17 protein-coding genes are annotated in these 23258 nt (G+C 63.3%); 6 read left to right on the top strand and 11 right to left on the bottom strand.

Annotated elements, in window-relative coordinates; genetic code table 11:
• Positions 1-3 precede the first annotated feature (3 nt).
• From LH365_RS07250 to LH365_RS07225, 6 genes are all read right to left on the bottom strand, one after another.
• Positions 4-1224, bottom strand: a complete 1221-nt coding sequence (locus LH365_RS07250) for an aminotransferase class V-fold PLP-dependent enzyme (RefSeq protein ID WP_226743009.1) — start codon at positions 1222-1224, stop codon at positions 4-6.
• On the bottom strand, positions 1214-2260 hold the full coding sequence (locus LH365_RS07245; RefSeq protein WP_226743008.1) for a SufD family Fe-S cluster assembly protein: 1047 nt from the start codon (positions 2258-2260) through the stop codon (positions 1214-1216). The genes LH365_RS07250 and LH365_RS07245 overlap by 11 nt, the downstream gene beginning before the upstream one ends.
• Complete coding sequence (sufC, locus tag LH365_RS07240; protein ID WP_226743007.1) at positions 2260-3009, bottom strand: Fe-S cluster assembly ATPase SufC; 750 nt, start codon at positions 3007-3009, stop codon at positions 2260-2262. The genes LH365_RS07245 and sufC overlap by 1 nt, the downstream gene beginning before the upstream one ends.
• Before the next feature lie 184 nt (positions 3010-3193).
• Positions 3194-4660, bottom strand: a complete 1467-nt coding sequence (gene sufB / locus LH365_RS07235) for a Fe-S cluster assembly protein SufB (RefSeq protein WP_226743006.1) — start codon at positions 4658-4660, stop codon at positions 3194-3196.
• Entirely contained in the window at positions 4660-5784 is a 1125-nt protein-coding gene (locus LH365_RS07230; RefSeq protein WP_226743005.1) for a cysteine desulfurase family protein, read from the bottom strand. Before LH365_RS07230 ends, sufB begins: the two co-directional genes overlap by 1 nt.
• A complete protein-coding gene (locus tag LH365_RS07225; protein ID WP_226743004.1) occupies positions 5784-6302 on the bottom strand; it encodes an Rrf2 family transcriptional regulator in 519 nt (172 codons plus the stop codon). Before LH365_RS07225 ends, LH365_RS07230 begins: the two co-directional genes overlap by 1 nt.
• Before the next feature lie 202 nt (positions 6303-6504).
• Between LH365_RS07225 and LH365_RS07220 the strand changes: the two genes are divergently transcribed.
• On the top strand, positions 6505-7155 hold the full coding sequence (locus tag LH365_RS07220; protein ID WP_226743003.1) for an alpha/beta hydrolase: 651 nt from the start codon (positions 6505-6507) through the stop codon (positions 7153-7155).
• A 425-nt stretch (positions 7156-7580) separates the two neighbouring features.
• On the opposite strand, the gene LH365_RS07215 is transcribed toward LH365_RS07220, so the two are convergent.
• Positions 7581-8714 (bottom strand): anhydro-N-acetylmuramic acid kinase, encoded by a 1134-nt coding sequence (locus LH365_RS07215; protein WP_226743002.1) that lies wholly within the window; start codon positions 8712-8714, stop codon positions 7581-7583.
• An 83-nt stretch (positions 8715-8797) separates the two neighbouring features.
• On the opposite strand from LH365_RS07215, the gene tyrS reads away from it, so the two are divergent.
• Positions 8798-10051 carry a tyrosine--tRNA ligase gene (tyrS, locus tag LH365_RS07210; protein ID WP_226743001.1) on the top strand — a complete coding sequence of 418 codons (1254 nt, stop codon included), beginning with the start codon at positions 8798-8800 and terminating at the stop codon, positions 10049-10051.
• A gap of 129 nt (positions 10052-10180) precedes the next feature.
• Here tyrS and LH365_RS07205 read toward each other — a convergent pair whose 3' ends face one another.
• Positions 10181-14368 (bottom strand): DUF3971 domain-containing protein, encoded by a 4188-nt coding sequence (locus LH365_RS07205; protein WP_226743000.1) that lies wholly within the window; start codon positions 14366-14368, stop codon positions 10181-10183.
• A gap of 113 nt (positions 14369-14481) precedes the next feature.
• Between LH365_RS07205 and LH365_RS07200 the strand changes: the two genes are divergently transcribed.
• From LH365_RS07200 to LH365_RS07185, 4 genes are all read left to right on the top strand, one after another.
• Positions 14482-14994, top strand: a complete 513-nt coding sequence (locus LH365_RS07200) for a peroxiredoxin (protein ID WP_226742999.1) — start codon at positions 14482-14484, stop codon at positions 14992-14994.
• Positions 14995-15229: 235 nt separating this feature from the next.
• The gene (locus LH365_RS07195) at positions 15230-16369 is read left to right on the top strand and encodes a peptidoglycan DD-metalloendopeptidase family protein (RefSeq protein ID WP_226742998.1); all 1140 of its coding nucleotides are present in this window, start codon (positions 15230-15232) and stop codon (positions 16367-16369) included.
• Positions 16353-16934: a polymer-forming cytoskeletal protein gene (locus LH365_RS07190; RefSeq protein WP_226742997.1), complete on the top strand. Its 582-nt coding sequence runs from the start codon at positions 16353-16355 to the stop codon at positions 16932-16934. Before LH365_RS07195 ends, LH365_RS07190 begins: the two co-directional genes overlap by 17 nt.
• Positions 16935-17009: 75 nt before the next feature.
• Positions 17010-17918, top strand: a complete 909-nt coding sequence (locus tag LH365_RS07185; protein ID WP_226742996.1) for a YihY/virulence factor BrkB family protein — start codon at positions 17010-17012, stop codon at positions 17916-17918.
• A gap of 33 nt (positions 17919-17951) precedes the next feature.
• Here the strand turns inward: LH365_RS07185 and prfB are convergent.
• The 3 genes from prfB to LH365_RS07170 all read right to left on the bottom strand — a co-directional run bounded on the left by prfB (position 17952) and on the right by LH365_RS07170 (position 23074).
• Positions 17952-19074, bottom strand: a protein-coding gene (gene prfB / locus LH365_RS07180; protein WP_226742995.1) for a peptide chain release factor 2 whose coding sequence is annotated in 2 segments (ribosomal slippage) — positions 17952-19004 and positions 19006-19074 — 1122 coding nt in all. Because the reading frame shifts where the segments join, the coding sequence is not laid out codon by codon here.
• Positions 19075-19175: 101 nt separating this feature from the next.
• Positions 19176-21608, bottom strand: a complete 2433-nt coding sequence (locus tag LH365_RS07175; RefSeq protein ID WP_370639718.1) for a penicillin-binding protein 1A — start codon at positions 21606-21608, stop codon at positions 19176-19178.
• 230 nt (positions 21609-21838) lie between these two features.
• Complete coding sequence (locus LH365_RS07170) at positions 21839-23074, bottom strand: N-acetylmuramoyl-L-alanine amidase (RefSeq protein WP_226742994.1); 1236 nt, start codon at positions 23072-23074, stop codon at positions 21839-21841.
• Between the last annotated feature and the right edge of the window lie 184 nt (positions 23075-23258).

The following is a 23258-nucleotide window of genomic DNA, read 5'->3' as shown; positions in this document are numbered from 1 at the left end:
TCATTACTCAAAAAACCCCTGGGCCTTTTCGACCGCCGCGATCAGCGCGTCGATTTCAGCCTCGGTATTGTAGATGGCGATCGAGGCGCGCACCGTCGAGGTCACCCCCAACCGCGTCATCAGTGGTTCGGCGCAGTGCGTCCCGGCCCTCACCGCTATATTGTAGCGGTCGAGGATTTGCGCAACGTCGTGGGCGTGGGCGGCCCCCAGAGAAAAGGTCAGAATCGCGCCTTTCTCCGCCGCTTCGCCGTGGATGCGCACCGAATTGATCTTTTTCAGGCCCGCATGGGCGCGCTCATACAGCGCCATTTCGTGCGCCACGGCAGCCTCACGGTCCCACTGCGACAGCCAATCGATGGCCGCTTTCAGCCCGATAACTTCCAGAATGGCCGGCGTACCCGCTTCAAAGCGGTGCGGTGGCTCGGCATAGGTGATGCGCTCTTTCGAGACGTGCGCGATCATTTCGCCCCCGCCCTGCCACGGCGGCATGGCCTCCAGCAGGTCGTAACGGCCCCACAGCACGCCCAATCCGGTCGGGCCGTAGAGCTTGTGCGCTGAGAAGGCGTAGAAATCACAGCCCAGCGCCTGCACATCGACCGGCAGGTGAACCACGCCCTGACAGCCGTCGATCAGCACGGTCGCGCCGACCGCATGGGCCTTGTCGGCGATCTCACGCACGGGGTTGATCGTGCCCAGCACATTCGACATATGGGCCACGGCGACCAGTTTCACACGCTCGGTCAGCAGCGCGTCGAAAGCGGCTATATCGAGGCTGCCGTCATCGCGGATCGGCGCCCATTTCAGCACCGCGCCGGTGCGCTGGGCCAGCATGTGCCACGGCACGATATTGGCGTGATGCTCCAACTCGCTGATGAGGATTTCATCACCGGCCTTGAGGTTTTGCTGCCCCCAGGTCTGGGCCACGAGGTTCATCGATTCCGTCGCCGACTTGGTGAAGATCACCTCTTCGGGGCGGGCGGCATTGATGAATTGGGCCACCGTCTCGCGCCCGGCTTCGAAGGCGTCGGTGACCTCGTTAGCCAGACGGTGCAAGCCCCGGTGCACATTGGCGTAGGACTGCGCCATATGGTGGCTCATGGCGTCAATCACGGCTTTCGGCTTCTGCGCCGATGCGCCGGAATCGAGATAGATCAGCGGCTTGCCGTTGATTTCACGGCTGAGGATCGGGAAGTCGCGGCGGACCGCTTCGACGTCAAAGGGCATAGAAACCTCCCGCCTTGTCTTCGATCCAGTTCAGCACCATTTCGCGCAGAGCCTCGTCTTCGATCTGCTCGGCGACCGGCACGACAAAGGCCTGCATCAGCAGGGCGCGCGCCGTTTCTTCGGGCATGCCGCGCGAACGGCAGAAGAACAACGCCGCATCGTCCATCGCCCCGATGGTGTTGCCGTGGGCGCACTGCACGTCGTCGGCGTAGATTTCCAGTTCCGGCTTGGCGCGCACATGCGCCCCGTCATTGAGCATCAGGGCCTGATGGCGCATCCGCGCATCGGTGCCGTCCGCGCCCTTTTCGACATAGATGCGGCCTTGGAAAACCGCCGTGGCGCGGTCCTTGACCAGGCCCTTGATCAACTGCCCCGTCGTACCGTCGATCTCGGCGTGATTGACGCGCGTGGTGTAGTCGAAATGCGCCGTGTCCTTCAGCAGGTACGCGCCGTTCATTTCCACATGCGCGCCGTGCCCGGCATGGGTGACGTGGGTTTCAAAGCGCTGGAACTTCGCGCCGGTCGAAAAGACATACTGTTTAAACGTGCTGTTCGGCGCGGTGGTCACGGTCGAACGGCGCACCGACACGGCGCTTTCCGGCTCATCGAGAATGACCACGCGGACCAGAGACGCGCCTTCGGCCAGATCGAAATGCAGCACGGTGCTGGAAGCATAATCCAGCGCACCACTATAGTCTTCCAGCAGGATCAGGCTTTCACCTGCGCCCAGTGCAATACGACCCTCGCCCTGATAACCGGCGACCGCCCCCTCTTCGCCGACATCGCTCATGTCGAGGTAAAGACGGCCATTAGCCTTAGAAACGGCGGCTTGCAGATCGTTCAGTTGCCCGTCGCCGGCACAGTGCCAGTAGAAGCCGCCGAAATCGCCCGCCTCGCCCTGAATATGCGTCAGGTCAGCCCGCGCCGGCGCCTCACGCAGCGCGCGCGACAGGTCGGAATATTTCCACTCCTCGTTACGCCGCGTCGGGTAGGACGACGGGTCGAACAGGTCGAGCGGGGTCAGGTCGAAGGCCATTATGCCGCCTCATTGACGTAGCGGTCGTAACCATGCGCTTCCAGCTCCAGCGCCAGTTCCGGCCCGCCCGAATGGACGATGCGGCCATCGACGAGGATGTGGATGCGGTCCGGCCTGATATGGTCGAGCAGGCGCTGATAGTGGGTGATGACCAGCATGCCGCGATCGGGCGCACGCAGGGCATTGACGCCGTCCGACACGACCTTGAGCGCGTCGATATCGAGGCCGGAGTCCGTCTCGTCGAGGATGAGGAACTTCGGTTGCAGCAGCGCCATCTGCAGCACTTCCATGCGCTTCTTTTCGCCGCCGGAAAAACCGACATTGAGCGGACGCTTCAGCATGTCCATGTCGATGCGCAGGGTCTTGGCCACTTCGCGGATGGTCTTGAGGAATTCCGGAGCCGACATTTCGTCTTCGCCGCGCAGCTTGCGCTGGGCGTTGAGCGCCGTGCGGATGAAGGTCATGGCCGGCACGCCGGGGATTTCCAGCGGGTACTGGAACGACAGGTACAGGCCGGCGGCGGCGCGTTCATGCACCTCTTTTTCCAGAAGATCCTCGCCGTTGAAATCGACCGCGCCCTGCGTCACGTCGTAGTTCGGACGCCCGGCCAGCGTATAGCCCAGAGTCGACTTGCCCGCGCCGTTGGGGCCCATGATGGCGTGCACTTCGCCCGCCGGAACGCTCAGGTTCAGGCCCTTGAGAATGGTCTTGTCGTCAACACTGACGGTGAGGTTTTCGATATTAAGCATTGTTACGGTTCTCTTCATGCGTCCGCAACACCTCTCCTCCCTGTCGCGTCAGCGATGGGGAGGTGGCATTGAGCGATAGCGAAATGACGGAGGGGGGTAGCACGGGCGGAGGTATCCCCCTCCACCGCTTCGCGGTCCCCCTCCCCACGCCAAGGCGTAGGGAGGAGATTTAGGGTTAGAAGCGTCATCCCACGCTCCCCTCAAGGCTGATGGCCAGAAGTTTCTGCGCCTCAACGGCGAATTCCATCGGCAGCTCCTGCAGCACTTCGCGCACGAAACCGTTGACCAGCAGTGCCACGGCCTCTTCCTGCGACAGACCGCGCTGCATGGCGTAGAACAGTTGATCCTCGCTCAGGCGCGTCGTCGTCGCCTCGTGCTCGAACTGCGCCGACGCCGTGTCCGACTCGACGTAGGGCACCGTATGCGCCGCGCAGGTCTTGCCGATCAGTAGACTGTCGCACTGGGTGAAGTTGCGCGAGCCGCCCGCCTTGGCGTGGGCCGAAACCAGACCGCGATAGGTGTTGGTGGACCTGCCCGCCGACACGCCCTTGCTGATGATGCGCGAGCGGGCGTTCTTGCCCAGATGGATCATCTTGGTGCCGGTATCGGCCTGCTGCATGCCGTTGGTGACGGCGATGGAGTAGAACTCACCCACGCTGTCGTCACCGCGCAGGATGCACGAGGGGTATTTCCACGTCACGGCCGAACCGGTTTCCACCTGAGTCCACGACACTTTCGAACGCGCCCCGCGGCAGTCGGCGCGCTTGGTCACGAAATTATAGATGCCGCCCCTGCCCTCGGCGTCGCCGGGATACCAGTTCTGCACCGTCGAATATTTGATCTCGGCATCATCCAGCGCCACCAGTTCGACCACGGCGGCATGGAGCTGGTTTTCGTCACGCATCGGTGCCGTGCAGCCTTCGAGATAGGAGACGTAGGCCCCTTTGTCGGCGATGATCAGGGTGCGCTCGAACTGACCGGTATTTTCGGCATTGATGCGGAAATAGGTCGACAGCTCCATCGGGCAGCGCACGCCCGGCGGCACGTAGACGAAAGACCCGTCCGAAAACACGGCGGCGTTCAGCGCGGCGAAATAGTTGTCCGACACCGGCACGACCGAGCCGAGATACTGCTTCACCAACTCCGGATATTCGCGCAGGGCCTCGGAAATCGCGCAGAAGATGACGCCCGCCTTCTTCAGTTCTTCCTTGAAGGTCGTCACCACCGACACGGAGTCGAACACGGCATCGACGGCGTATTTGGGCGCGCTGGCCACACCGGCCAGAACTTCCTGCTCTTTCAGCGGAATCCCCAGCTTGGCATAGACGGCCAGAAGCTCCGGATCGACCTCATCCAGGCTGTTCAGCTTCGGCTTGGCCTTGGGCGCGGCATAGTAATAGAGGTCCTGATAATCGACCTTCTGATAATTGACCTTGGCCCAGTCGGGTTCGTCCATCGACTGCCAGCGCTCGAAGGCCGCCAGACGGTATTCGAGCATCCATTCCGGCTCATTCTTCTTGGCCGAAATGAAGCGCACGATGTCGGCATTGAGCCCCTTGGGCGCGTATTCCATCTCGATGTCCGAGACGAAACCGTGCTCATAGGTCTCAAGCTTCTGGACCGTTTCAATGGTTTCCTTGACCGCTGCCATCAGGCGCTTTCCTTTACTCTTCCGGCTTTTCGGGCGAGATGCGTCTCGTAGCCCTTTGACCAGACTTCCAAAAATCTCTGCCAATCGGCGGCGCTTGTCGTCCATCCGGACGAGACGCGCAAGGCCTTGTCGGCCACTTCGTTGAGGCCCATGGCCTCCAGCACCCGGCTCGACTTCACCTTGCCCGACGAACAGGCCGAGCCCGACGACACGCAGATCCCGGCCATATCCATGTGGATAAGCTGAAGCTGCGCCGTCCAGTCGGGGACGGTGAAGCAGGTGATGCCCGGTGCACGCACGGCGTCTTCGCCGACAATGGTCGCACCCAGCGCCTTCAATGCCGTCTCGGTCTCGGCCTGCGCGGCGTCCGCAGACGGACGCGCCAAACGCACGGCCTCGGCGAAACCGGCGATCCCGGCGATATTTTCCGTACCCGCGCGATGGCCGAATTCCTGACCGCCGCCGGGAATGGCTGCGTGAATGTCGCGGTCGGCGCTGTAGATCAGCGCGCCCACGCCCTGCGGTCCACCGATCTTGTGCGCCGCCAGCGACAGGCTATCGGCCCCGAGCGCTTCGATATCGATTTCGATCTTGCCCGCCGCCTGCACCGCATCGACGTGCAGCCAGCCACCGGCCGCGTGCACCTTGTCGGCGATCTCACACACGGGATTGATCACGCCGGTTTCGTTATTGACCAGCATGACGGCAACGAACGGCTTGCCGCCTGTGTTCAATAGTTGACTTAGGGCGTCCATATCCACCACGCCCGATCTCAACAGCGGCGTGTAAACCACGGGCAGACCATAGGATTCGGCGGCCTTATGGACGCTGTCGTGTTCCCCGGCGCTGACGATGATGCGCTCGAAGCCGCGCGACTGGCTGAGCGCCAGTTGATTGGCCTCGGTGCCGCCCGACGTGAAGACCAGACGCGCCGGACCGACGCCGTTGACGAACGCCAGCACAGCGTCGCGCGCCTCTTCGAGCAACAGCTTGGCCTTGCGCCCCAATGCGTGCACCGATGAGGCATTGGCCCCGATGTCCCACGCCCGGAGCATGGCCTCACGCACCTGCGGCCGTATCGGCGAGGTGGCGGCATGATCCAGATAGAGGGGCGAAAGGGTCATCAGGCGAGTTCCCTCGCGATCTCGGCCGGGAAGCGGTTTTCGATCGTTACCCGCTTGCGCGTGCGCTTATGCACCACGTCGTTGAGCGACACGGTCGACAGATAGTCGTGGATGGCGAAGCCCAGATCTTCCCACAGATTGTGCGTCAGGCAGCGCTGACCGCCCGGCATGCAGCCGATCTCCTGCGCCGCGCTTTCCTTGGACAGGCGCTTGTTGGCCCCCAGCTTGTTCGAGGTCAGGGCGCAGCGCGTCGCCTTGATCGGCTCATCGACCGCCAGCACGATTTCCGACACGAACAGGGCGTCGGACGCGCGCGCCAGCGTATAGCCGCCGCCGGGTCCACGCGCGCTCTTGACCAGCCCGGCCTTACGCAGGCGGGCGAAGAGTTGTTCGAGATAGGACAGGGAGATTTGCTGACGCTCTGAGATTTCGGACAGGGAAATCGGCTTGCCCTGGGCATTCAGCGCCAGATCCGTCATGGCCATGACGGCGTAACGTCCCTTGGTCGATAATCTCATGCCGTTCGCTTCCTGTGGCTACCGGCGGGGAAAACGCGGCAGGCCAATGAAAAACCTGCACAAAGCCGGAAAGAGTGTGCTAAACGGCTTGCCTCATAAAGGTGCGCCGTCGTCCCTGCGCGGGACATAGTAATCCTGACTATTGTAGTCAAGAATTATGCGCCGCACCATGACACTTTTTGTTACGAAACAAGGGTTCTGCATGCCTGAAGTGATCCTCGCCGGCGCCGCCGGTCGAATCGAGGCCCGATACACCGCCGGTAAGACGGACAACGCTCCCATCGCCCTGATCCTTCACCCCCACCCCAAGGCGGGCGGGCATATGAACAACCCGGTGACGGCGCAACTGTTCCACCTGTTCATGACGCGCGGCTTTTCGGTGCTGCGCTTCAACTTCCGCGGCGTCGGCAAGTCGCAGGGCGAATTCGATTCCGGCATCGGTGAACTGGCGGATGCCGCGACCGCACTCGACTGGCTGCAGGCCAAGAACCCGACCGCGTCGCAATTCTGGGTCGCCGGCTATAATTTCGGGGCCTATATCGGCATGCAGTTGCTGATGCGCCGCCCGGAAACCGACGGCTTCATCTCGGTATCGCCACCGGCCAACGCCTATGATTTCAGCTTTCTGGCCCCCTGCCCGGCCTCGGGCCTGTTCATCAACGGCTCGGCCGACTCGGTCGTGCCGCCGTCGGAAGTCGAGCGCGTGGTGGCCAAGTTGCGCACGCAGAAGGGCATCACCATCGCCCACGAAGTCGTCGAAGGCGCGGGGCACTTCTGGGCCGAGCAACTGCCCGAAATCGAACGCCGTGTGGGGGGCTATCTCGACCGCCGTCTGGCCGGCGAACTGGAATAGGCACACGATAAATTCGGGGGACGCTTCGGCGTCCCTTTTTCTTTGGCCGTGTGACTTTGATTTTGACCACGGAAAACACAGAAAGCACGGACGTCATTGCGTGGCCGGGGTCGCGCGAAGCGCCGAAATGTTCAGCTCACCTCATCGACTTAATGCGCCGGTCAGGCGCGGGCATTTTGAAGTGCTCAGAGTCCGTGCTTTCTGTGTTTTCCGTGGTTAAAAATCCAATCTCGAAGATCCTGAGCCCGCACGCTTCCAGTGAAAATGGAATAGCTCCAGGCGCGCTGCATCCCTCTTTATTTACCGCAGATGACACAGATGATCGCCTTTTCAGGCGATCACACAGATGGTTTGAGCGGTTGGCGCGGTCGTACATCCCAATGAATATCTGTGAGCCGCTTGCGGGCATCATCTGTGGAGCCCCTTCAGGCGCTGCGGCGCAAAGAAGGATCGGGCCGATAGACCACCCCGCCGGTCAGCGGTGCCTTCACCCCCGTCGTGCCGGGGAAGGAAATCGGCAATCCCTTCAGCGATCGCGCGGCCATATAGGCAAAGGCTTCGGCCTCGATAGCCCCGCCGCGCCAGCCCAGTTCTTCGGCGATCCGCACAGGTGCTATGTCCGAGAGGGTCTGCTTCAGCACCTTGACCAGTTGGATGTTATTGCGCCCGCCCCCACAGAGGATGATTGCACTGGCCTTCTGGGCATATTTGAAAATTTCAAATCGCAGGCTTGTCGCGGTGAACATCAACAGGGTCGCCATGCCGTCTTCAAGGCCAAGATGGGAGATCGGGTCCAGCGTGAAATCGTAGCGGTCCAATGACTTAGGGGCATCCTGAAGGAAATAGGGATGCCGGATATAGTCCGCTACGACATGACCGTCCGCCGACCCCCTGGCCGCCACCGCGCCGTTTTCGTCGAACAGGAGGCCGGTATGCTGGCGCATCCACTGGTCCATAAGGCCGCTGGCCGGGCCGGTATCGAGCGCCGTCAGACCGTCCCCGGTGACCACCGTGATATTGGCGACACCGCCCAGATTGACCACGACCACAGGCAATTCCAATCCCGCCGCCTGCACCAGCGCGCGGTGATAGACGGGGGCCAGAGGCGCGGCCTCACCCCCCGCCTCGATGTCGGCGCGGCGGAAGTCACACACCACGGGCAGGCCGGTCTTTTCGGCGAACCAGGCCCCGTCGAACAACTGCACCGTGCGGCCCTTCACACCGTCCCTGGGGCGTTCGTGCAGCACCGTCTGGCCGTGTACACCCAGCGCGTCGAAATCCCCCAGATTCAGGCCGTTTTCGCTCACAAACGCGGTCAGGGCCTCCAGATGATAATCAGCGATCGCCCGCCGCGCCACCTCAAAGCTTTCCGGTTCCGCCGTCCCGCGCGCCCAGCCGAGCGCGTCCTTCGTCGCAGCCTCCAGCACGGCGCGCACCTCAGGAGGCATCGGCTTTTCAGAAAACGGCCCGAAGCTCAGTCGCGCCTCGCCGTCGGTTTCCAGCACCGCCATATCGATGCCGTCGAGCGAGGTGCCGGTCATAAAGCCGATGATTTTCATGCGAAAAGCCTATGGTAAAGCGCGGGCCGCGTGTTAGACGCAACTTGCACGCAAACCCGCGTGACAGCAACAATGTTAGAGACATGACCACCTTCAAATCCGATTTCCTCAACGTCCTCTCGGAGCGCGGTTTCATCCACCAGTGCACGGACGCGGAAGCCCTCGATACGCTGGCTTCCGCCGGGCCGATCACGGGCTATATCGGCTATGATGCCACGGCGTCGTCCTTGCACGCCGGGCATCTGGTGCAGATCATGCTGCTCTACTGGCTCCAGAAGACGGGCAACAAGCCGATCGTCCTGATGGGCGGCGGCACGACCAAGGTCGGCGACCCGACCTTCAAGGACACCCAGCGCCCGCTTCTGACCGACGAACAGATTCAGTCGAACATGAACGGCATCAAGTCGGTGTTCAACAGCTTCCTGACCTTCGGGGAAGGCGCGACCGACGCCATCATGGTCAATAATGACGACTGGCTGTCGGGCTTCGGCTATATCGAATTCCTGCGCACCTTCGGCACACACTTCACCATCAACCGCATGTTGACCTTCGATTCGGTCAAGCTGCGCCTGGAGCGTGAACAGCCGATGACCTTCCTCGAATTCAACTACATGCTGATGCAGGCCGTGGATTTCCGCGAACTGAACAACGCCTATAATTGCGTGCTGCAAATGGGCGGTTCGGACCAGTGGGGCAATATCGTCAACGGCGTCGAACTGACGCGCCGCCTTAATCAAAAGGCCGCCTTCGGCCTGACCACGCCGCTGCTGACCACCGCGTCCGGCGCCAAGATGGGCAAGACGGTCGGCGGTGCGGTGTGGCTCAATGCCGACGCGCTCAGCCCCTACGACTACTGGCAATACTGGCGCAACACCGAAGACGCCGATGTCGGCAAGTTCATGCGGCTGTTCACCGACTTAGCCATGGACGAAATCCGCCGCCTCGAAGCCCTGCAAGGGGCCGAGATCAACGAGGCCAAGAAGATCCTCGCCGACGCCGCCACGCGCATGGTTCACGGCGAAGCCGCGGCCTCTACCGCCCGCGACACGGCGCAAAAGGCCTTCGAGCAGGGCGTGCTGTCGGCCGACCTGCCGACCGTCGAAGTCCCGCGCGCCGAGCTTGAGGCCGGCATCATGCTGGCGGCCCTGACCACCCGGATCGGCCTCACCCAGTCGAACGGCGAAGCCCGCCGTCTGGCCCAGGGCGGTGGTCTGCGCGTTAACGACGCAGCCGTCACCGACGGCAACCAGAACGTAAGCTTGAGCGATCTCAATGCCGATGGGGTGATCAAGGTCGCTCAGGGCAAGAAGAAGATCGTGCTGGTAAAGCCGGTTTAAGAGGTAAAGGTCTTGGGGCCGCAGGCCCCAAACCCCATAACCGACACACGGAAAAGCCGGAGTTTATCTGACTCCGGCCTTTCATTTTGCGCCCAGTGAGGGGGTGTGGGGCCTGCGGCCCCGCAAACCTTAACTCTTACGTTGGCTCGTTACATCCACCGGCGGCAGCGGGTCTTCGCGCTTCTCGTCCAGAATACGGCGCAGGAAGCCCGGCAGCACCAGCGAGAAGGGGTTGATCTCGGCCTGCGGCGTGCCGAAGCGGCCCTTGAGGCGGTATTTGAGGCCTAGCACGCCTTCGCCGCTATTGGAGGTCAGGGCGTCGCCGACCAGTGGCACGCCGGCAAAGGCGGCATTGAGGCCGTAGGCGGGAATGATGGTGCCCTGATAGTCCATGGTCTGCTTGCCGAAGTCCTGCGCGCCCCAGACATTGATGCGCAGGGCGTCGCCCTTGGCCCAGCCGTTGCGCACGAAGAGGTAGTTGTCGCGGTAGCGGATGGGGAATTCGTAGTCGTCGAAGCTGATGCCGGCCCCCGACAGGGTGTCGGAGAGGCCGCGCAGCGAGGCCAGAGTCAATACTTGACCAAGCGCCGGTATCTCCTTGACGCGGATGTCCTCGCCCTTGAGCGTGGCATCGATCTGCCCGTCGCGATAGACGCCCTCGATCACGGCGTCGCCACCCGACAGGCGCTTGTCGCCCAGCGCCGTCGCCACCAGATCGCCGAGGTCGTCGGCTTCGAAGGTGAAGGCCGTGTAGTCGTTCTGCGGCTTGAAATCGAGCGTGACCAGCGAGCCCTGTCTGGTCAGGGCCGAACCTTCGCCGGTGATGAGGTTGCGCCCGTCCCATCCGGCCTTCAGCTCGACCTCGCTGAACACCCCGTCCTGAGAGGTGCGCAGCGCGCCGATATCGACCAGCAGCCGCATCGGCTTGTCCAGCTTCGGCGCGGGCTTGCCGGTGGAGACCGGCGCGCGCGGCAGTTCGGCGGGGGTGACGGGCCGGGTGTCGGTGACCACGGCCTGCGTCTTCGGCGGATTGAACCACGGCCGCACGTCCAGCCGTTTGCCGCGCAGGGTCAGGGTGTGCACGCCGGAAGCGTCGGCAGGCGACAGGCGCGCCGTCAGGTCCGCAAAGTCCTTGAGGTATATTTTTGAGAAGTCGACAGAATCCGCTTCGCCGCCTTCCCTGATCGAGGCGCGGCCTTCGATAGTGATGCGCTCGCCCGTCGCGCGGATGCGTTTCAGATCGACGCCGCCACCGGCGCGTTCGTCGAAGCTGATCGACAGTTTCGCCGGCTCGCCCACCGGCTTGACCCAGTCGCTGCGCGCCAGTTGCAGGCGCGTCGGCGTCGCGTCGATATCGAGCACGGCGGCGGAGATTTCGGCGGGCGACAACGCGCCCGGCGTGCGGTTCCCGGTCTGGTACAGGGTGAGCCCGAAACCGACCTGACCGTCCAGTTCGAGACTATGGCCGACATAGCCGAGCCGGCTTAAGAATGCGCGGTCGAGGTCGCCGCTGATCTTCGCCCAGGCCTTGGGCGGGCCGAACAGGAAGGTCGCGCCACTGGTGTCCGGCAGATCGAACCTCAATGATTGATCGCCGATACGGACGTCGCCGTCGATACCGCGTTGATCCTGCTCCCAGCGCGCGAAGACGGGCAGGGTTTCCTGCGGACTGAACCAGCCGCGTGGCAGGCCCAGGGCGTGCATCTGCTCCGGCGTCAGGCGCGTGGTCAGGGTACGTTTGGGCGGTTTGTCGCCTTCGTCGGTCCAGTCGAGCACGGCGTCGATGTCGCCGACGCGGATGCGCGCCTCACGCGACTGGGCGTCCAGCCCGATATTGACCGTCAGGCGGCGCGGCTCGCTGAAATAGGGCAAGGCGCCCATGCCCAGCAGTTGCGCCCGCTGCGGCGAGATATTGGCCTTATAGACCAGACGCGGATGCAGGCTGTCAATATAGGCCAGATCGCCGGAAAAGCCCTCGGCCTGCACTTCCCCTGTCCACACGTCGCCCGACCGGCGCAGCAGGATTTCGGTGGGGATTTCGGGGCGGAAGCGTGCGAAGATGGGCAGGCCCTGCCCCTTCATGCCTTCGCTCAGCGTATTGCCGGACAGGACCACATTGGTGGGTCGCGGTTCCGTCCCGTCCCAGTTGACCGTACCGGCAAAGATGTCGGACTCGATGCGCCCCTTGCCGATATTGTCGAACAGCTCAAGCTGCCCGCGAATGGCGACGCGCTTGGTGGGTGAACCGCCGAACTGCCGCGCATTGAAGCTGCCGGTGAAGTCGATATACTGCATGGTCGGCTCGAACTGCGTGCGGTAGCCGATCTCGCCGGTATAGGGGCCCATCTTCGCCGGGCCGCGTACCTCCAGCCGGTTGGCCAGATAGTCGCCGGTGACGGTCAGGTCGCCGTCGACGATATCCCAGCCCAGCGCTGCCTGTTTCAGACCGGCATGGCGGATCTTGCCGGTGAATTTGAGGTCGAGCGTTTTCAGGCTGAGATTGACGAAGGTCGGGAAACGGATGTCGAGCCGCGTTTCGGCATCGCCGCTCAGGCGATCGCGCGTCAGGCCTTCCTTTTGCAGATGACCGCCGGTCAGCGGGTCGATGGCCTCGATCAGTTGCGCCGCGCCGCTCTGCGCCGTCAGCCAGATATGGGTCTGCGATTTCGGCGCACGGCTCTTATGGAAGTGCGGCACGGAAATGCCGCCGCCGGTCAGCGGCACCTCGACCAGATGCCCGCCATTGAGGCTGAGGTCGAAACTGGCCCCCTGCAACAGGCCCGTACCGTAAAGGCCCGTGGCGTCCTGCAAACGGCTGTCGACGCTGAGCCCCATATCGCGAAAACCGAAGGTGAGGCGCAAATCCTCGTTTTCCAGTTGCCCGTCCTTGAAATGGCCCGGCGGCGCTTTCAGCACGAAGTCTGCGTTGGAATAGGTGCCGCCCTTGATGCGGCGGATCAGGTCGTCGCGCGTGATCGGCGTCAGGTTTTCGGGCCAGAAGGCGAAGACGACCTCCTTGCGGAAGTCGCCGTCGATGCGCGCCGTCAGATCGGCTCCCAACTGCCCCTTGTCGTCGGTATAGAGCCGCCCCTTGGTCGTCAGCGGCGCATCGACCAGCAGCGCCTTGCCGGTTTCGATATCGAGCTGGCGCAGATCGGGCGTGTAGGCGCCTTTGAAATGCACCTCGGTCAGGGTCTGGGCCGGGAAGTCGTCGGCCAGTTGCCCCGATACGCGCGGACCGGCGAAGTCAAAATGCACGGCCATCTTGCGGTCGCGCGGCGTGTCTTCCGGCGTCATATAGACGCTGCCCGATAGGTCGGTGTCGAGAAAGCGCGACTTGAGCCTGAAGGTGCTGAAACGCACGGTGCGGGTCTTCGGCACATAATCGGCCTTGAGGCTCAGGGCGTCGAACCTCTGCGCCGACCGGCCGAAATCGTAGCTGCCGCGCCCCGCCGAAATATCGAGGAAGGCACTCTCAAGCCCCGTCCGCGCCGTGTATCTGAGGTTACCCCGTCCGTTGATCGCCGCGCGGAAATGCGACAGGGCGCGCGTCGATCCGGCCGTGGGAAATATCTGCGACGGGATCAGGTCGCGGATTTCGGCGCGCAGTTCCGCCGTCTTGAGGTCGGTCTGGGCCTGCCCGTTGAGCGCCAGATAGGCCGTCTTCCCCTGACTTTCGACCACCAGCCCGATCTTCGAGCGAATCTGGTTTTTGCGCTTGGAAAAATCGATCTCGGCGACATGGGCGCGCCAGTGGAGCGGCGTGCCGACCTGACGAAAAGCCAGAATACCGTCGGTCAGATCGACCTGACGGGTGAAACTCAACGGCCGTCCGAGCTTTTCCTTGCCGGTCAGGTCATAGAAGACCTGCTCGATGGCGAAGGCTTCGGGATCGCCCTTGGCGTCGTAGCCCAGTTCGACGCGGCCATTGGGCGAGGCCGACAGGGCCACGAAGAAATTTTCCGCCGTCAGCCGCGCCGGGGCGAGGTGCAGCCCGACCAGACTGTCGATAGCCAGCGCCGCCTCCATCTGGTCGGCGGAAGCCACCGTGCGGCCGGCCTTGTCCTTGAGCAACAGGTCGTCGAAGCGCAGGCCCAGCGCGTTGGCGTCGTGGAACCAGACAAGGTCGAGGTGTTTCAGACTGGCCTCGGCCCCCGGAATGGTCCGTTCAAGCCGCGAGACGATCAGAAAGCGCAGGCCGTCGACGCGGATCGGCCCCTGCGACAGGCAGCCGACGAAGACCAGTCCCGCCAGCAGAATGACGCCCGCCAGGCTGAGCCTACAGTGTTGTGTGAGGGTGTTGATCAGTCTATTCACGAAGATCCGAACACACGCGCCGGGCGTACCAAAAAACAAAAATCAAACGACCGCCATTTTCCGGCGTTCCTTTTCTCATAAGATTAACCGAAAGCATTGTCATGGCAAAAAATTTGACAAAAAAGGCCGGCGCCGAAAGCACGCTCGACGCCGACTTTATTCCCTTTCCGCTCCCGGCTTTCGACCTGCCCGGCGACGATGGTCATAACTGGACGCCCGATAGCCTCAAAGGGCGCTGGACCGTGCTGTTCCTCTACCCCGCCGACAACACGCCGACCTGCACGCAGGAGGCGATCGATTTCAGCACGGCCCTGCCTCAGTTCGAAGCCGCGGGCGCGCGCGTCATCGGCCTGTCGAAGGACGACCTCAAAAGCCACGGCAAGTTCAAAACGAAACACGCCCTCACCCCTGTCCTGCTTTCGGACACCACGCCCGGCCTGATCGATGGTTTGGGCGCGTGGATCGAAAAATCGATGTACGGGCGCACCTATATGGGCACGGACCGCTCGACCTTCCTGATAGACCCTCACGGCGTGGTTCAGGCAGCCTGGCGCAAGGTGCGCATCAAAGGCCACGTTCAGGCGGTTCTGGACACACTCAAGGTAAAATCGGCGGATATCGTATAATTTCCTATTGACAAGATATATTCAGAAAAACCGCGTTACCCGGCATTTTTCTTGAAACAGGCGATCCGAACTCTCTCAAAACGGGACAGATCGCCTGTGTTCCCTGCGCATAAATAATTGTTTTAAAAACAATGTTTATCTATGTCGCAGCGCAGCACCCGGCGATTCGATTAACGCTTGCCAAAGCGCGTTTGGTTAAGCCATAATTAAAATCGAGTGGAAGGGCGCGGGTGTGATGCCTAAGAATAGCTTTCAACGCCTTAGGGAGGCTCTGGAACAAACCTTTCCGGAGCGGCATCTTTACATCCGTAATGGCGACGACACCCACGGCTATATTCTGACTACCGGGAAACAATTCGGCTTTGCCGTACTGGCCACTATCGGCCTGACCTGGCTGGCCATGAGCACCGGCGCGGTCTTCTTCATGGCCATTTCCGGCGGCAACGGTGCGGAAAAGCAGATCATGATGGCGCGGGCGCAATCCGAACGCCTGGTCGCCGATCGTCAGGCCCGGCTCGATGTGCTGATGAAGCAGAGCGAGGCCTCTTCCGGGTCGCTGGAGCAACTGGCCCAGACCGTCGAAAAGCGTCACGGCGCGCTGGTGCATATCCTTCAGGACTTCAAGGGCGTCCCCGGCGCGGCTCCGGCCCTGGCCCCGGCGCGCCTCGACGAAAGCCTGCCGCCGGTCGAACGCATCTACGCCGTGCGTGCCGAACAGGAACGCATGGTGTCCAAGGCTGAGACATTCGCCAAGTCGCGCGCCGAGCGCCTGCGTCTGGCCTTCCGCCTCGCCGGCCTCAATCCGCAGGGCTATGCGGGCTCAAGCTCCAGTGCGCTTCTGGAAACGCGCGACGCCAAGGAGCTGGCGACCTTTCTCGATGTGGATCAAGGCTTTGCCGAGCGCATCCGCAATGCCGCGCTCAATCTTTCGGACATGCGCGGCCTCGAAAAGTCGTCGCGGACCCTGCCCTTTGCCCGCCCGACGGTCAATACGCGCATGACGTCCGGCTTCGGTGTGCGCTTCGATCCGTTCACCCGCCGCCCCAAAACGCACGCTGGCCTGGATTTTGCTGGTCCCTTCCTGACGCCGATCCACGCGACGGCTCCCGGCATCGTATCCTTCTCAGGGGTGCGTAACGGCTATGGTAACTGCGTCGAAATCGACCACGGTAACGGCTTCAAGACCCGTTACGCCCATATGCAGTCCTTTGCCGTCCGCGCCGGTCAGCGCGTCGGCGTCGGTCAGCGAGTGGGCGCGATGGGCTCCACGGGCCGCTCCACCGGTGTTCACCTTCATTACGAGGTCTGGCTGAACGGCCGCCCTCAAAACCCTGCGCGCTTCGTAAAGGCTGGAGACTATGTTCAACAAAACTAGCAAACCCGTCCGTCCTCAGTCCGACGCCAGTCGCGCGCCGGCCAAGGCCAACACGCCCCCGCCGCTGGACCTGTCCAGCGTCAATATGAAGACGTCGGGCGCGCCGGCCCCGGCGCCGACGCCGGCCGCCCCCAGCGTGGCGCGCGGCGCGCCGTCGCTGCTGGCCGCCCATCTGCGCATCGAAGGCAATATCAACGGCACCGCCGACCTTCAGGTCGACGGCAATGTCCGCGGCAATGTCAAGGTCGCCCATCTGATCGTCGGTGAAGCCGGCAATGTCGAAGGCGATGTCGAAGCCGAAACCATCGAAGTGCGCGGCCGCGTGGTCGGCGCCATCACCGGTAAGTCGATCAAGCTCTATTCGTCGGCCTATGTCGAAGGCGACATCACCCATGAAACCCTGTCGATCGACATCGGCGCCTTCTTCCAGGGCCGCTGCCTGCAGAGCCGCCCGGCTCAGGCGGCGCCCGCGCCGGTCGCTCAGGTGGCGGCCAACAGCTACACCAGCGGCGAAGCTTCGGGCATGAGCAGCTACGATCTCAGCTCGCTTTCTGATCTGAAGTAAAAGACCGATACAGACTTTGCGAAGCGCGCCGGAAAAAGGGTTGATCTTTTTCCGGCGTTTTTGCGTTGTAGGACTATGACAGATTCCACGCCTGCTCCCGTTCATCCGCCCCTTACGCTCGGCCTGCTGGGCAAGATGTTGCTGGAGGCCCTACAGGAATGGAACGACGACAAGGCCCCGCGTCTGGGCGCGGCGCTGGCCTTCTACAGTATCCTGTCCATCGGGCCGCTGCTGCTGATCGTGACCGGGGTGGCCGGGATCGCCTTCGGTCGCGACGCGGTCAATACCTACCTGCTGGCCGAGTTGAGCCTTCTGATCGGCGATCAGGGGGCCAGCGCCGTCCAGACCATGCTCAGCGGGGCGTTCAACCCGCACCAGGGTCTTATCGCCACGATCATCGGCATCGTCACCCTGATCATTTCGGCCACCGGCTTTTTCGCCCAACTCCAGGAGGCGATGAACGACATCTGGAACGTCGAGCCGGACCGCCTGCACTGGACGGTTTTTGTCCAGAAGCGCCTGTTGTCCTTTGCGCTGGTGGTGGGGATAGGCTTCCTGCTCTTGATTTCGCTGGTCGTTTCGGCGGCTCTGGCGGCCTTCAGCACCCTGATCGCGCCCTATGTGCCCGCGCCGATCATGGGCGTGATCAATCTGCTCATCTCTTTCGGGGTGGTGACCTTCCTGTTTGCCATGACCTTCAAAATCCTCCCCGACGCGCGCATCGAATGGAGCGACGTGTGGGTCGGCGCGGCGATCACCGCCATCCTGTTCAGCTTCGGCAAGCAACTGATCGGCCTCTATCTGGGCCAGAGCGCCCTGTCCTCGGCCTATGGGGCGGCCGGGTCGCTGATCGTGCTTCTGGTGTGGATCTACTATTCGACGCAGATCTTCTTCTTCGGCGCAGAGTTCACGCAGGTGTACAGCCGCCACCTCGGCAAGACCATCCAGCCTCGCCGCAAACGCAAGGCCAAGCCGGAGATGTAAAAAAAGCCGGAGCATCGCGCTCCGGCTTTTGTCTTACTGGTCTTCGGCATCCCGCGTCGCGCCGACCCGCTGGGCCAGGGACGCGCCCATGAAGGCGTCGAGATCACCGTCCAGAACCCCTTGCGAATCCGAGGTTTCCACATCGGTGCGCAGGTCCTTGACCATCTGGTACGGCTGCAGGACGTAGGATCGGATCTGGTGACCCCAGCCGATGTCGGTCTTCTGGTCTTCCAGAGCCGCCTTGGCCGCCTCGCGCTTCTGCAACTCCATCTCGTACAGGCGCGCGCGCAGCATCTTCCACGCTTCGTCGCGGTTGGCGTGCTGCGAACGCCCGGCCTGACAGGCCACGGCGATGCCGGTCGGGATGTGCGTCAGACGCACCGCCGAGTCGGTCTTGTTGATGTGCTGACCGCCGGCGCCCGACGCGCGATAGGTGTCGGTGCGCACGTCCGCCGGATTGATGTCGATGACGATGGTGTCGTCCACCACCGGATAGACCCACACCGAGGCGAACGAGGTATGGCGGCGGGCGTTGGAATCGAACGGCGAAATACGCACCAGACGGTGCACGCCGGCCTCGGTCTTCAGCCAGCCATAGGCGTTGGTACCCTTGACGAGGATGGTCGCCGACTTGATCCCGGCCTGTTCGCCGGGGGTTTCTTCCTCGATGCTGACGCTCATACCGTGCTGGGTGGCCCAGCGCGTATACATGCGCAGCAGGATACCGGCCCAGTCGCACGATTCCGTGCCGCCCGCACCGGAATTGATTTCCACATAGGCGTCGTTGCCGTCGGCCTCCCCGGACAGCAGCGCCTCAAGTTCGGCGCGCGCCGCCTTGTCCTTGATGGCTTTCAGCATGGCGCGGGCTTCTTCGAGCAGTTCCTCGTCGCCTTCCATGTCGGCCAGTTCGGCGTAGTCGAGCGCGTCCTTCAGTGCCTTTGTCAGGCTGTTGACCGCCTCCACGCCACCGCCCAGCTTGGTGCGCTCGCGCATGACCGCCTGCGCCTCTTCGGGCTTGTCCCACAGCGTCGGGTCCTCGACCCGCGCGTTCAGTTCGTCGAGACGTCTTAGAGCGACATCCCAGTCAAAGACGCCTCCTGAGCAATCCGATGGATTGCTCGATGTCCCTGGCCGAAGCCTCAACATCCAGTCGCATTACAATGTCCTTACGGTAAAAAACGTAGGCGAGCGGGATAGCCCTGTTGCCGGGCTATGGCAACCCGTTTCGCAGACGCCATGCGCGAAACGGAAAGGGGTTCAGTACAGAACCTCTTCCTCGATCTCGTCGACGTACTTCTTCTTTTTCGGCGCTTCCTGCGGCGCCGCCTGATTGGCCGGCTGACCGGTCAGGCCGTCGCGCCACACCTCGTTATAGGGCTTGGGGCCGTCATCGCTGCTCGGCGCGCGCTCTATGGGCTTGGGCTCGGTGCCGGGGCGGAAGGCTTCCTCGTGGCCGCGGATCGAGACGAAGACCGCGTCCTTGGGCTTTCGGAACGCCTTGATCGGCTTGTTCTTGTTGGCCGTGGCCATGAAGTCGATGAAGATCGGCAGGGCCGCCGAACCGCCGGTTTCGGAATCGCCCAGCGAGCGGTTGTCGTCGAAGCCGACGAAGACCCCGGTGACCAGATCGGGCGTGAAGCCGACGAACCACGCCGAGCGGTACTCGTTGGTGGTGCCGGTCTTGCCGCCCACCGGACGGCCCAGCACATTGGCCTTCGCCGCCGTGCCGCGCTGAACCACGCCCTGCAGGAAGGAGTTGATCTGATAGGCGACGATGGGGTCCATCACCTGCTGCCCGTCGGGGACGAGGCGGGGCGACTCCGTGCCGTCGAAGGCGCGCGTGCAGCCCGTCGGGCACTTGCGCTGATCGGCGCGATAGACGACCTTGCCCTGATAGTCCTGCACCAGTTCGATCAGGTGCGGCTTGACGCGGCGGCCGCCATTGACGAAGGCCGAATAGGCGGCCGTCAGTTGATAGGGCGTGGTTTCGGTCGAACCCAGCGCATTGGACAGATAGGGCTCCATGCTGTCGACCGCGCCGTACTGCACCACCTTGGCCGCCACCGTCTTCATCCCCACCTTGTCGGCGAGACGCACGGTCATGGCGTTGCGCGACAGTTCCAGCCCCTTGCGCAGGGTCTGCGGGCCGTAATAGGTGCGCGAATAGTTCTTGGGCGACCAGGCTTCGCCATTGGCGCCCTTGAACGTGATCGGGCCGTCCACGACGATCGAGGCCGGGGTGAAATCGCCTTCCAGCGCCGTGGCGTAGATGAACGGCTTGATGGCCGAACCGGGCTGGCGCTTGGCCTGGGTGGCGCGGTTGAACTTCGACAGCGAATAGGAATAGCCGCCGACCATGGCCACGACGCGGCCCGTCCACGGATCGACGGCGACCAGCGCGCCATTGACCGCCGGCACCTGCTTCAGGGCATAGGCCCCGGTCGCATCGCGCGCCACATAGATGAGGTCGCCGGCCTTGAGCCCTGCCCCGCCCTGCGCCCAGGCCACGTCCGAGCCGCGCAGATTGCCGTGGTTTTCGCCCGCCGGCGCTTCCGCCAGCCGGATGGAGCCCGATGCGCGTTCGACCACCGCGACCTGCCAGTCCGGGCGCTCGAACGGCGCCTTGCGGTGTTCGGGCAGCTTGGTCTCGACGGCGGCGGCTTCCTGCTGCCAGCCCTCGTTGATGCCGTTAAGATGGCCCCACGCCCCGCGCCAGCCGTGGCGGCGGTCATACATTTCCAGCCCGTCCATCAGCGCGATGCGCGCCGCGGTCTGCAGCCGCGGGTCCAGCGTGGTCTTCATATAGTAGCCGGCGGAATAGATATCCTCGCCGAACAGGGCCTTGGACCGGCGCTCGACCTCCGACACGAAGAAGTCGGCGTCGCGGTACTTGGCGCGCTGGGGCGCGGACTGCACCACCAGATCCTCACGCATGGCGGCCTCGGCCTCGGCCCTGGTCACCCAGCCGACCTTGGCCATCTCCCCCAGAATCCAGTTGCGGCGGGCAATGGCCTGTTCCTTGCGCCGGATGGGGTGATAGTTGTGCGGCCCCTTGGGCAGGGCGGCCAGATAGGCGGTTTCGGCCAGCGTCAACTGATCCACCGACTTGCCGAAATAGTTGTAGGCCGCCGTGCCGATGCCGTTGGAGCGATAGCCCAGATAGATGTCGTTCAGGTACAGTTCGAGGATCTGTTCCTTGCTGAGCGAGGTTTCCAGACGCCGCGCCAGGATGAATTCCTTCAACTTGCGCCCGATGGTCTGCTCGTTCGACAGAAGGACGTTCTTGGCCACCTGCTGCGTAATGGTCGACCCGCCTTCGAGGCGGCGGCCCTGCACGAAGTTGGCGACGTTCTTCATCATGGCCCGCGACAGACCGCCGACATCGACGCCGGAATGGTTGAAGAAGTTGCGGTCTTCGGCGGCGAGGAAGGCCTTGCCCACGCGATCCGGGATACGATTATAGGGGATGAAGATGCGGCGTTCCTGCGCGAACTCGCCGATCAGGGTGCCGTCCCACGCGAACAGGCGCGTCGAGGTGGGCGGACGGTAATCCACGATTTCATTGCCGTCGGGCAGGTCGTGGAACAGCCACGCGGCATAGATGGCGATGGCGAAGCCGGCTACGGCCACCGTCGACATCAGCACCACCCCCGCCATGGCGAACCAACGCTCAGTGGATTTCACAAACACCCTCCGTCACCGCGACGCGGTTCCGAAAAGAGACACCGTCCGCATCATATCCCGTCGTGTGTATCAAAGCCCGCCCGCCGCGCAAAGCCCTGATCACGGCCCGGCCCGGCTTATTGCGGGCAAATGCGGCTTATTGGCGACGCCCGGAGGCGGCCGGACGCGCAAACGAAAAGCCCCGCCGGAGTGGCGGGGCTTTGAAATCAGCAGGTTGCGCCGGTTACTTCGCCAAATTACGGGGCCAGAAAGCCGAACGAGGCGTAGCGGACATCGTTGGCGAAATAGGCGTCGATCGCCTTGACCACCTGCGACGCCATGCGGTTGCGGTCGCCCGAATCGTTGAGGCGCTTTTCGTCCTCGGCATTGGTGATGAAGCCCATCTCCAGCAGCACGGCGGGCACGTCGGCGGCCAGCAGGACCACGAAACCGGCCTGACGGTGGCTGCTCTTGAGCAGCGGCAGGGTGCCGTCGAGATTGTCGAGCATCAGTTCGGCGAAGGTGGCCGAGCGGTTCTTGGTGGCGCGCTGGGTCAGGTCGATCAGGATGCGCCCGACCGTCTTGTCCGTCGCGCCGGTGGGCAGGGCCCAGTCGCCGCGGTTCATGGCGTTGCGCGCCGCGCGCTCGGTGCCGGAGTCCGACAGGGTGTAGATGGATGCGCCCTTGGTCGCGGCATTGGGGCCGGAGTCGGAGTGCAGCGAGATGAACAGGTCGGCATTGGCGTTGCGGGCGATGCGCACGCGGGCCACCTTGTCGACATAGACGTCGGTGTCGCGCGTCATGATGACCTTGTAGCGGCCCGTGGCCTCCAGCCTGGCCTTCAGCGCCTTGGCGGCGGCGAGGTTGACGTCCTTTTCCCACGACGACGCGCCGCGCGCGCCGGGATCGTGACCGCCGTGACCGGCGTCGACGACGATGATCTTCTTGCCCGTGCGCGGCTTGTCGGCGATCTCGCCCCGCAAGGCCGGCGGGATCGGGGCGGTGTCGGCGACGGCCTTGGCGGCGGCCTGAACCGGCGCGGCCGGCGCGTCGGCGGGGACCACGTCGATCACGTAACGATAGGTGCCGATGCCGTCGGCGGGCGGCAGCAGAAAGCGGCGCGCGATGCGGGCATTGCCGGCGAAATCGAGGCGCAGGCGCGTCATGCCCGCCGTGGTGTCGAGCCTCCAGCCCTTGATCAGGCCCTGGCCCTGCCCGGCCAGCGCCGAGCCGACCTCGGCCCCCGACAGGCCCAGCACCGCGCGCTGAGCATCGCCGTCGCGGCTGAGGAGTTCGCCCTTTACCGAAGATTGCAGATCGATGACCAGACGCGTCTGACCGGGCGCGCCGCCCAGTCGCACATTCACCACATCGCCGCTTGAGGCCGCTTCGACCGGGGTGATGTCCCCCGCCGCAATCACGATGGCGCCCGCCATCAGGGCCGCAAGCCAAAGCTTACTGTTGCCGGCGAATCGCCATGCACGTCGGATCATTCACCCGCTCCACCAGACTATACTGTGGACGCCTTTCTGGCGCCGCTGCTTTGTATGTAACCGGATTGATACACACGGCAGGTAGCGATCTCGTTAACAACAAAAATAATTGCGTGCTTTTCTTTTGCGCCACCTTGTTGCATATTCGCCGCGTCCGTGTCGGATCAATGAGGTCAGGCCTTGT

The organism is Asticcacaulis sp. AND118, from assembly GCF_020535245.1.
Classification (GTDB): domain Bacteria; phylum Pseudomonadota; class Alphaproteobacteria; order Caulobacterales; family Caulobacteraceae; genus Asticcacaulis.
Note: the sequence above shows the minus strand (reverse complement) of the source record. Positions and strands in the feature narration are given on the sequence as shown.